Below are 11,621 nucleotides of genomic sequence, written 5' to 3' on the forward strand. Positions count from 1 at the left end.
TGTGCTAAAGTAAAATGTGTAAAGTTTAAATCAATTTATGATGTCAGCATTAAACGAACTAGGGTATAATAACGAATTAGAAAGATATCGAATTGAGCATGAGCTAAGTTCGTTTGATGTTGGTCGGGTTATATCTGAGCACAAGGAACGATACACTGTTCAGGGAGAAAACAATGAATTTGATGCTGAGTTAATTGGTAATCTACGATTTACGGCCAGTAGTCGGAATGATTTCCCGGCTGTTGGCGATTGGGTTGCTTTTTCCGAGTTTGACGAGGGTAAAGCACTCATTCATGCCATTTATGAGCGACATTCAATTATTGAGCGACAAGCTGTTGGTAAAACGGGTGAAGTACAAATAATAGCTAGCAATATTGATTTCGGAATGATTGTGCAGGCGGTTGATAGAGATTTTAATTTAAACCGCTTGGAGAGGTATTTGACCATTTGTAATGCATCAAGAGTGACTCCTCTTATAGTATTAAGTAAAATAGATTTAATTGATACTGATGATTTGGAAAATATACTCATGCAGATTACTCAGCGCATAAAAGATGTAGAGCTTGTTTGTGTAAGTAATCAGCTTGATGGTTACGAGCCATTGCGTAAAATAGTTAAAAGCGGCAGAACATACTGCTTATTGGGTTCGTCAGGGGTTGGGAAATCTACACTTTTAAATGGACTCTCGGGTAAAGAAGAAATGAAAACTTCTGAAATAAGCACAAGTGTTAATAAAGGACGTCATACTACCACCCATCGTGAATTAATAGTATTAGAAGGTGGAGGAATACTGATTGATAATCCGGGCATGCGTGAAGTGGGTATAACCGATTTAGGCGATGGACTGGAAACCACTTTTGAATCAATACTGTCGTATGCTAAAGATTGTCGTTATAAGGATTGCACCCACATGCACGAAAGTGGCTGTGCAATAATCGAAGCCGTTGACAATGGCGATATTGATGAATCTGCTTACAATAATTATCGTAAGATGGAAAAAGAACGCATGCATTTTGAATCAGATGCTCAGGATCGTAAAAAGAAGGACAAAGATCTGGGTAAGTTAATTAAGCAGGTGAAGAAGCAAAGGAAGAATAATAAGTACTAGCTCAATAATGTGATTTTTGAAAATAAATAGATATATTTGTGAACATTGGCTAAAACGATTTAGCACGATTTAAGCACATCTTTTTACTTCGCTTTAAATATGAAGAAAGCATCTATCAAGGACATTGCAAAGCATTTAAACGTTTCGGTACCGACGGTTTCACTGGTAATGAACGGTAGAGGAGACGAAAAACGTATAAGTAAAGAAACTCAAGAAAGAATTCTGAAATACGCACAGGAACAAAATTATAAGCCTAATATCTTTGCCAAAGGATTAAAGAAGGGGCGTAGTGAAATGCTCGGCGTTATAATCCCTAATATATCCGATGTGTTTTATGCGAGAATTGTAAGCAGAATTGAAAAGGATGCTGCTAAGCATGGCTATACTGTAATATTTAGTAGCTCACAAGAAAGTGGTAAAAAGGAAAGCGAACTGATTAGATCAATGTTTGATCGTCAGGTTGAAGGCTTAATTATAGCTTCATCACAAAAAAATGCAGATGATATATTGGCGCTAAAAAAGATTAATTTCCCTTTTGTTTTAGTGGATAGGCATTATCCGGATATTGAGACGGATTATGTTATTGTTGATAATATTGGTGGCGTTAAAAGTGCAGTTAATCACCTTGTAAAGTGTGGTGCACAGCGTATTGGATTTATTTCCTTGAAACCAGAGTTGGATGCGATTAAAAATCGTTTTTTAGGTTATCAACAGGGACTGGAAGATAATGAAATGGAATATATTTCTGAGTATGTACAGGAACTGAAGAGTGATACATTTGAAGAAGAAATGTCAGACGCCTTGGATTGTTTATTGCAAAAGCATACTGCCGTAGATGCTATTATATTCTCCACTCACTATTTGACTACCTGCGGCATCAGAGAACTACGAAGCCGTAACCTTATTATTCCGAATGATATTAAGATTGTAAGTTTCGATCAATTTAAGGCATTTGACTTATTAGAACCACCAATTACTGTTGTTACTCAACCGGTGTTAGATATGGGGGATAGAGCAGTTGATATCTTATTAGAAAAATTACGCCTCAAGGATAAAGTAACGCGACAGGAAGTTTTAAATACTGGTTTCATTGTTAGAAAATCATGTGGTGAAATTAAGTAGAATTGGATCTTAAGAGTATTATTTTATCACTCAAATAAAGTCAAGTTTTATCCAATATCGCTTAAAGACAATAAATCACCGTTTCCGAACCATTTATTTATTAATGTTAGTTAGTGAAGGGTGTTTTTTGTCTCTTTTGCCAAAACGATTTGGCGAAAATAGAGCGATTGTAATAGTTTGAAAATGAGAATAAAGTGATTGGGTATTTTTTTATGACGTGAAAAGGTAATAAATGACGGGTTTAGCGTAATCAATAAATTTGTTAATCGTTTTAGTGCACTCTAATTTTGCTTTCACATAATTTACAAATCACAAACACAAATTAACACTTAATTATTTTTCACAAATCACGCTAGTCATGAATTAATAAGTCTACTAACCAAAACAAGATGCAATACCATGTAAATGGTTACTGACTTAATCGAAATGAATTATTTATGAAAAAATCTAAATGGAGATGAAAACTATGATGAAAAATTTAGTTAGTCTTTTTTTACTTGTTTTACTGGTATCGGCAACATCATTTGCCCAACATACTGTAACAGGTACTGTAATTGATGAGACCGGCGAACCTATCCCCGGAGCTAATGTAATTGAGAAAGAGAATGTAACCAATGGAACTATTACCGACATTGACGGTAATTACACTTTGGTGGTTCAAAGCACTGAAGCTATTGTATCTTATTCATTTATTGGATTTGAGACAGTAGAAGAAGCCGTTGGTGGACGAACTGAAATTAATGTTACTTTAACTTCAGATGTTGAAGGACTTGACGAAGTAATTGTGACTGCCTTAGGTATTAAGCGTGAGAAGAAAGCGCTTGGTTATGCCGTGCAAGATGTTAAATCGGAGCAATTGACGCAAACTGGTAGTCCTGACCTTATTAATTCACTTGAAGGTAAAGTTGCCGGTGTGAATATTAATCAATCTGGTGGTGGTGTCGGAGGTACTTCACGTATCGATATTCGCGGTTCCAGTTCATTAATTGGAAATGACCAACCTATATGGGTGGTTGATGGTGTTCCTTTTGATAATGGTGGTGACAGAGATGGAACTGTTTGGGGGGGAACCTCACGCTCAGGTGGAGCATTTGATTTAAATCCTGATGATATCGAAACAATATCTATTTTGAAAGGCCCTAATGCCGCGGCCCTTTACGGTGAACGTGGTGGTAATGGTGTTATTTTAGTAACCACTAAAAAAGGTTCAAGAAATAAAGGATTAGGTATTTCATATTCTGGCGTATTTACTGCTTCTGAAGCGGCTTATATGTTGGATCTGCAAGATCGTTATGGTCAAGGTAACGACGGAGCTTACGATAACCAGGCAACTGGTTCTTGGGGGCCAGAGATGAATGGTCAAGACCTCGAATCGTGGACAGGTGAAACCATACCTTATACAGCGCAGAAAGATCGTTTAAAAGATTTTACAAGAACCGGAACTACGCAAAAGCACACATTAGCTTTTACTGGAGGTAATGATGATGGAACATACCGTGTCTCTATTGGTAAAGATATTATCAATGGTATTTATGAAGGACATGAAGTTGAAAAAACATCATTTGATGTAAGAGCTGATTACGATATTAACCCTTGGTTAAATGTGGATACTAAGATTTCGTTTTTTAATACAACAGGTAATAATCGTCCTGAAATAGGAAACTATTCTTACGTATCTTATTTTAACTCAATGCCTATGAATATTCGTAATGAGGATTTAGCGCCTGGATACGATATAATTGGTGGAAAGCATGTTGAGAAGCTGTACACGACCGCTAATGCAAATTACCGTAACCCATATTTCTTGCAAGCTCAAACAGTTAATAACGATGAGAAAAATAGAACTTTTGGTTATGTAGCTGCAAATCTAAAACTTGCTCCTGGCTTAACAGGTAAACTGAAATATGGTATGGATTTTTACCAAATGTCTACCGTGGAGGGTTACCTATATGGTGATAATGTTGATGCTAATCGACCAAATTATAATCCAGCGCAGCAGAAGTTTAAAGAAGAGAATACAGAGTTTTTGTTATCTTATAATAAAGCCATTAATGATGATTTTACTATAGGATTGAATGTTGGTGGAAATAATAGATATTCGCATCGAGCTACACTTTCAGCGAGTTCTGGAAAATTGACTTCAGAAGGAGACTTCTTTCTAGGTGCAGGTTCTAATATCAATGCAAATGAACGCTTTGAAGAATTAGAGGTACGTTCGATTTATGGATTTGGACAAGTAGCCTACAAGAATTATTTATTCTTCGATTTTACGGGGCGTAAGGATTGGTCTTCAACTTTAACGTCTAATCATACAGATTTTAATAACGGTTATTTTTACCCATCATTTAGTTTAAGTGGAATCATATCAGATATGATTGAGATGCCACAGTGGATAACATTGGCAAAGATTAGAGGATCGTGGGCGAGAGTTGGAAAAGCAACTGAACCATATTTTACAGCTCAAAACTATTCTATTAGTAATTGGAATTATGATTTATCTGTAGGAAATGTACCTGATTATAATGTTGATTCAAATTTGGAATCAGAACTATCAACATCTACTGAGATAGGTGCAGATTTGAGATTCTTTCAAAATCGTTTAGGGCTTGATTTTACTTACTATTATGAAGCTACTGAAAACCAAATTGGTTATGTGAAAGCTGTTGAGGAACACGGTTCTAGTCAAACTTTAACAAATATTGGTAAAATTTTAAACGAAGGTATTGAAGTAACCTTATCAACGGTGCCATTTAAAAACAACGATTGGCGAATTGGCCTAGACTTTAATTTTGCCATGAACGAAGGAACTTTAGTCAAACTTAAGGAAGGTATTCCTAGATATGATTTTGGATCAAGTGTAGTAGCCTACGAAGGTGGGAAATTAGGAGATATACTTGGTAGTGTTTATAATCGAAATGAAGAAGGACAGCTTATCGTAGATGAGAATGGATTAATGACTATAAATACTGACGATAACATTGTTATAGGTAATATTCAAGCTGACTGGACCGGAGCTATTAATTTAAGTGTTGATTATAAAGGATTATTCTTAACTTCTTTAATTTCAGTTCAGGAAGGTGGCGATATTGTATCTTCGTCTGAGCGCAGCGCAACATCGGCTGGTACTGCAGCACAAACAACAGAAAATAATCGTATTTCTTTCTTTGTAGATGGTGTAACCGAAGATGGAGGAATAAATACAACCATGATTTCTGCTGAAGAGTATTGGAGGCAAGTTTCAAAAGTGGACGAGGAGTTTGTTTACGATGCATCTCACATGAAGCTTAGGGAATTGGCTATTGGATATAATTTGCCTAAATCCTTACTTGCAAAGATACCAAGTAACCCTGTACAATCAGTTCGTCTCTCATTTGTGGGAAGAAACCTTTGGTATTTCTATAAAAATACACCAGGAACCGTACCTGACGCAAGTGCGTATAGCACCAATTACGCGGCTCAGGCTTATGACTTTTCACCTGTTCCTTCTACTCGAACATATGGTTTCTCGCTTAATGTTGGTTTTTAATTGAAAAAAGAAATTTATTATGAAAAAATATAATGTAATACTATTTGTAATAGGACTTTTAGTCTTAAACATTAGTTGTTCAGATGACTTTGGCGATATGAATACGCCTTCTGATTCGGTAACAAAGGTGGAGCCTAAATTCTTTTTTAATGCAATGCAACAAGAAGTTTCGCAGAATTATCAGCGTAATGTAAACTTGTTTTCTGATTTGTACTCTCAATATTGGGCGAATACGGTATCTGGTTTTCCATCTTCTCGTTACGAGTATGTTGATGGTTGGATCGGTAATCAATGGCGCGAGCATTATACTCGTAATGTTAAACGAGCAGTAGCCATGGATGATATGGTTGGGGCAGATCCAAACTATGTGGATGCGATTGCTATTAAGAACATTTGGATGTGTTATGCATGGTCGAGAATGACTGATATGTATGGTGACATTACTTACTTTGGAGCGAGTACTGGCGAAGATGTTCCTTACAATACTCAGAAAGATATTTACTACGATTTATTCAAAACATTAGATGAGTCAGTAAATGCGATTACTGGTAGTGCTGAGCAATATGTATATGGTGAAGATTATGATTTAGTGTTTAAAAGTGATATCGTAAAATGGCAAAAGTTTGCTAACTCTTTGCGTTTACGTTTAGCTATGCGTATCTCAAATGTTGATCCTGCTAAAGCAGAAGCTGAAGCTAAAGCTGCTGTTAATGGACCCAATGGTTTGATGAGTAGTAATGATGATGTAGCCAAAGTGCCATTATGGAGTAAAGGATGGTTTGATTACTTAAATCAAATGGCCTGGAATTGGAATAACATTAGAATGTCTAAAACCTTTTCTAATTATTTATATAACCAGTCAAGTGTTGGTGAAGACCCACGCGCACCAATTTGGTTTGCTTATCAGGTGGATGGTGAGCCTAAAACAAAAGAAGAAGCAGGTTTCCCAATTTATGATGGTATCGAGAACGGTTACAATTTGGTTCCGAGTAATTCGGACGAAGAATTTGCCACAATTAACCTTGAAGGTGGTTATATCGATTTTGTTGGAAATGGAGCCGAGGATGGTATGTATGTGCCAGTAATGTTTTATTCTGAGGTATTGTTTCTGCAGTCAGAAGCTGCCATGCGAGGGTGGATAGCAGGCGATGCTAATGCTTTATATTTACAAGGAGTTGAAGCTTCGATGGCATATGTTGGTGTTGATGCATCTGCTGCTACTGATTACGTAGCTGGCTTACCAAGTCTTACTGGTGTTGATGAAAGCTCATTAAAACAGATAATTACTCAAAAATGGTTAGCTAATTTCCCAAATGGGGTTGAAGCTTGGTCTGATTTCAGAAGAACAGATTATCCGGACATTACTTTACCAAAAGACGGAGTTAGTGGAAGTTCTTCCGTTGCCTCAGGTAAGTGGGTGAAAAGAATTCGTTATTCTGATGCCGCTCATTTATTAAACGAAAAAAATATGCCTGCTGATTTGAATACCATCGAAAAAGATAGAATGGATATTAAAGTGTGGTGGGATACTGCCGATACCAGCACTAAAGGAAGCAATGGTTTAATGGATAGTAATTTGTAATAATATTAACAGATGATAGTATTCCAAACCTAGGTTTGGAATACTTCATTTAAATTTTGTAATATGAAAACACGTTTTAATATAAAATTTTTGTCTTACCTGACTGCTTTCATAATGGTATTTGCCATTTCGGCTTGTGAGGATGATAAACAATTAGGCGGTTTTGATGCACAATCGCTTGATGCGCTAATTCTGGAGGCTAATAACCTGCTTGAAACTACAGAGGAAGGTGTTGAATTAGGATTGCAACAGCCTGGATCTAAAGATGAATTAAGAGAAGTTTTAACATGGGTGGATTGGCAGATTGCTAATGCTGAATCCGACCAAGATATAGCTGATGCTGTAGTCAGACTGCGAACTTACATTGATAAATATAAAGCAAATGTTGTACAACTTGCTATACCGCTTTTTAATAATACATCCGGTTCGTGGATTGAAATTTCTGAAAATATAAAACCTTTATTGGCTGACAATTTTACAATAGAAATTGAGTCGTATTTTACTGGTTCAGGATGGATTGAAACAATGTTCTCAGCAGGAGAAGGTGACTCAGGTGGTGCTTGGGGATTTAATCTACGTATTTTTGGTGATAGACTTGATTTAGTAATTGGAGATGGAGGCTGGAGTGAGTCTTATGTTACAGGTGGGAATGGTATTAAAGTTGGTGACTGGGTGCATTATGCTGTTACTAAAAGCGGTTCTGTTTGGAAAGTATACATGAATGGAGTTGAAGTTATCTCGGAAACAGATTTTCCAGCTCAAACAAGCTTTAATGCAGACGTGCCATTTACTTTGGGAGAAACTCCTTTCTGGCCTGGCCGTGCATGGAACGGAATGTTACGTGATTTCCGTGTTTGGAGTGAGGTGAGAACTGCTGAGCAACTTATTGCTAATAAAGATGAAAGTCTTGACGGTAGTGAAGCTGGGTTGGAATTAATCTTCCCACTTAATGCAGATTTAGGAACCAATTTTACTGACTTAACTGGTGACTATACTGCAAAAATTGTAGGTAATGGTATCACATGGGCAGAAGGTGGTATTCCTCCTGTGATTGAGTTGGACTATACAGGTTTAAATAGTGCAATAGTTTCCGCAACTGAACTACAAGGGACTGTTGTAGAAGGAACTAACGATGGCGATTATCCTATTGGAACAAAAGAGTATTTACAAAGTTTGATTGATAGTGGTAATGATGTAGTTGCTGATGCTAAAAAGCAAGATGAACTTGATGGTGCAGCTAATAGCTTAAAAGCTAAAATTAAAGCTGTAAACAAATTTCTTGTTGCCGATGCAAATGGTGTTTTAATTGATCGTGATAATGCAGATGCTGTCGGTTTCCGAATTACACCAAATTATACGCCGCAAGGTGACTATACCGTAGAGTTTAATGTAAAAGTGAAATCCTTATTAGGATATGGAACAGGTGAGTTCTTTAATAATGGAAACTATGGTGTATGGGTTTATGGTTATTCAGAATTAACAGAGGAGAATGTACTTAAATCAGGAGGATTATGGAACTTTACAAATGCTGGAAGTGGCTGGCAAGGGCCTAAAACCGATCCACTTGTTATGCGTACAGGAGAGTGGCAGCATGTGGCACTTGTTCATGATAATACAGCACGTACAACTAAGATTTTTGTTGACGGTGAAGAAAAAGCTTCATTTGAGGATATTGGCGCACCAGTAGAATCAGGTTGGGGCGAAATGTGGCTCGGTAATGGCTGGGGCAAGATGGACGGATACATGAAAGATTTCCGTTTATGGGATGTTGCCCGTGATGCTGCTGATTTGGATGCTGAAATTGATGGTACAGAATCAGGGCTTAATGTTTATTTCCCACTTGACCGTGTAAAAGGCGTAATGTTTAATGATGTTACAGGTAATTACCAAGGTGAAATGAGAGGAATTGATTGGGAAACAGTAGAGTAGTGAAATAGTGTGAGTGAAAAAGTGCTTTGGGTATAAGCCCAAAGCACTTTTTTTAGTTTAACCAACCTAATAAATGAAAACATGCCCGTACCGTGCATGTTCATAATACCTAATACTAATGAAATTAAAAAAGATAAGTTTTCTTTTGGCATTTGTACTGAGTGCACTAATTATTCTGTTTTTGGCTTTGGCTTGTGATGATAGTAACCCTGAAGAATTAATACTTGAGACAACTTCAATAGAATCTTTAATTACTGAGGCAGATGCATTAGTTAAGAATAGTGTAGAAGGTATGCAGCCTGGATTATATATGCCTGGATCTATTGATGAATTAGAAAAAGAATTAAACCTTGCAAAATCTGTTGTTGAAGCATATAAGTCGCAGGAATCCATTGCTGATGCCGCAGATAAGTTAAAAGAAGCTATTGATACTTTTAAAACTAAAGTATTAAGAGCTGCAATACCCTATATTAAACAAAAGGCCGGCTCGTACATTAAAATATCAGATGAAATAAAATATACTACAAGAACAAAATTTACCATGGAGACAGATTATTACTTCATGGATCTAAATCCCATTGGTTACAGTAATACAATATTTTCATGTGCTCAGATGGAACCTGATAGCGGTTTTGATATTCGAACTTTTGCTGATGGTCATGTAGAGATAGTAATTGGAAACGGTGATTGGACAGATGCTAAATCCGAACCAGGTGTTATTAAGGTTGGGGAGTGGATGAATTTTGCATTTACAAGCACAGGACAAAGCCATAAGTTTTATGTTAATGGTGTGGAAGTTATTTCTCTTGATGCAAAACACTTACCGGCGAATGATGCAGCTGTTGTGATTGGAAATGGATATGTTTTTAACGATCGTGTTGTGAATGCGATGGTTAAAGATGTCAGAGTTTGGAATACTGTTCGCACTCAAGCAGAGATTAGTGAGAATATGGATAATGAATTGAATGGTAAAGAATCTGGACTAAAAGCCTATTTTCCATTAAGTGTTGACCTGGGTACTGAGTTTTATGATTTAACCAATAGTTTTAAAGCTAACTTAGTTGGTAGCATTGAGTTGATATATGATGGCGGTATGCCAGAGATTATTTTAAATTATTCAAAATTGGAAGCGGCTATCACGGCTGCTGAAGAATTAAAAAATACAATTGTTGAGGGTAGTGCCGATGGAGAATATCCTGCTGGAACCAAGGATTTTATCCAAAAACTAATAGATGGTGGGGAGTCAGCGAAGAATGATGCTAAATGGCAAAAGGATGTTGATAAAGAGACCAATAATATTGTAGATGCTTTAGAAATAGTAAAAGGAATTAATATTGCTCCTACTTTGCCTTCTACAGGAAAATACTCGGCTGTATTTGGTGGAGGAAGTTTTTATTCAGGTGGTGATGCAGCCATATTGGATATGAAGAACTCTGGTTTTACAACGGCTATACTTTGGACTGTGCATATTGGAGAAGATGCAAGCATGGTATTTAATGATAAAGGAGTAATTGATCAAAATGGGAATTACATTGGAGATCCTGAATGGGGAACGCGCTTGGCCACACTTCTGGAAGCGCCGACTACTGTTGATCGAATTGAGCTAGGGATTGGAGCTTGGGGAGCTAAATCTTGGGAAAATATTAAGAAGTTGATTGATGCAGATGGTACCGGTTCGGATACTAAATTATATAAGGCGATAAAGAAACTTGTTGATGTTACTGGCGCAACTGCTATTAATTACGATGATGAGTTGACTTATGATGTTGAATCAACGGTAGCATTTAGTTTGATGCTTGCTGATATGGGGCTGAAGGTAAGTTTATGTCCATATACACAAACATCATATTGGCAATCGGTTTACCAACAAGTGGAAGCCGAAAAACCTGGAACAATCGATAGAGTATATTTACAATGTTATGCTGGGGGAGCTAGTAACTCACCTTCTGGTTGGAATCAATATTTTGGCGATTTAAAAGTGTCAATGGGATTGTGGTGTAGACATGGAAGTTCGTGCAACGAAGGCGACTCACCATCGCAAATTCAAAATAAAATTAGTGCAAATAAAGATAATATTGACGGCGGATTTATTTGGCTTTACGATGATATCAGAGCATGTTCTAATAATGCTAAAACCCAGGAATATGCTACTGCTATAAATACAGAACTGTAATAGTTTGTTTCATTGATTTGGAGTATGTAGACTTTTAGGCCGATAGGCGATATTGTTTATCGGCTTAAAAAGTCTCTTTTGTATTAAAAAATTGAAAAAGATGTTAGCACTAGACTTAAGTGATTCAATTACAATAAAAATTAGGTATATTTACGCCGTTGAAATTAAGATGTAATGAATT

At 36.7% G+C, this 11,621-nt stretch carries 6 protein-coding genes; all 6 read left to right on the top strand.

Annotated features, from left to right (window positions below):
* Window positions 1-37: 37 nt before the first annotated feature.
* The 6 genes from rsgA to ACRD7B_RS16185 all read left to right on the top strand — a co-directional run bounded on the left by rsgA (window position 38) and on the right by ACRD7B_RS16185 (window position 11,440).
* Complete coding sequence (gene rsgA, locus ACRD7B_RS16160) at window positions 38-1,108, top strand: ribosome small subunit-dependent GTPase A (protein WP_430825630.1); 1,071 nt, start codon at window positions 38-40, stop codon at window positions 1,106-1,108.
* A 99-nt stretch (window positions 1,109-1,207) separates the two neighbouring features.
* Window positions 1,208-2,230 carry a LacI family DNA-binding transcriptional regulator gene (locus ACRD7B_RS16165; RefSeq protein WP_430825631.1) on the top strand — a complete coding sequence of 341 codons (1,023 nt, stop codon included), beginning with the start codon at window positions 1,208-1,210 and terminating at the stop codon, window positions 2,228-2,230.
* Between the two features lie 466 nt (window positions 2,231-2,696).
* Window positions 2,697-5,756, top strand: coding sequence for a SusC/RagA family TonB-linked outer membrane protein (locus ACRD7B_RS16170; RefSeq protein WP_430825632.1), 3,060 nt, complete (start codon window positions 2,697-2,699; stop codon window positions 5,754-5,756).
* A gap of 19 nt (window positions 5,757-5,775) precedes the next feature.
* Complete coding sequence (locus ACRD7B_RS16175; RefSeq protein WP_430825633.1) at window positions 5,776-7,338, top strand: SusD/RagB family nutrient-binding outer membrane lipoprotein; 1,563 nt, start codon at window positions 5,776-5,778, stop codon at window positions 7,336-7,338.
* Window positions 7,339-7,401: 63 nt separating this feature from the next.
* Window positions 7,402-9,267: a LamG domain-containing protein gene (locus tag ACRD7B_RS16180; protein WP_430825634.1), complete on the top strand. Its 1,866-nt coding sequence runs from the start codon at window positions 7,402-7,404 to the stop codon at window positions 9,265-9,267.
* Between the two features lie 118 nt (window positions 9,268-9,385).
* Entirely contained in the window at window positions 9,386-11,440 is a 2,055-nt protein-coding gene (locus ACRD7B_RS16185) for a LamG domain-containing protein (RefSeq protein ID WP_430825635.1), read from the top strand.
* The last annotated feature ends 181 nt before the right edge of the window (window positions 11,441-11,621 follow it).

The sequence above is a fragment of the Carboxylicivirga fragile genome (assembly GCF_050589805.1).
GTDB classification, from domain to species: Bacteria; Bacteroidota; Bacteroidia; order Bacteroidales; family Marinilabiliaceae; genus Carboxylicivirga; species Carboxylicivirga fragile.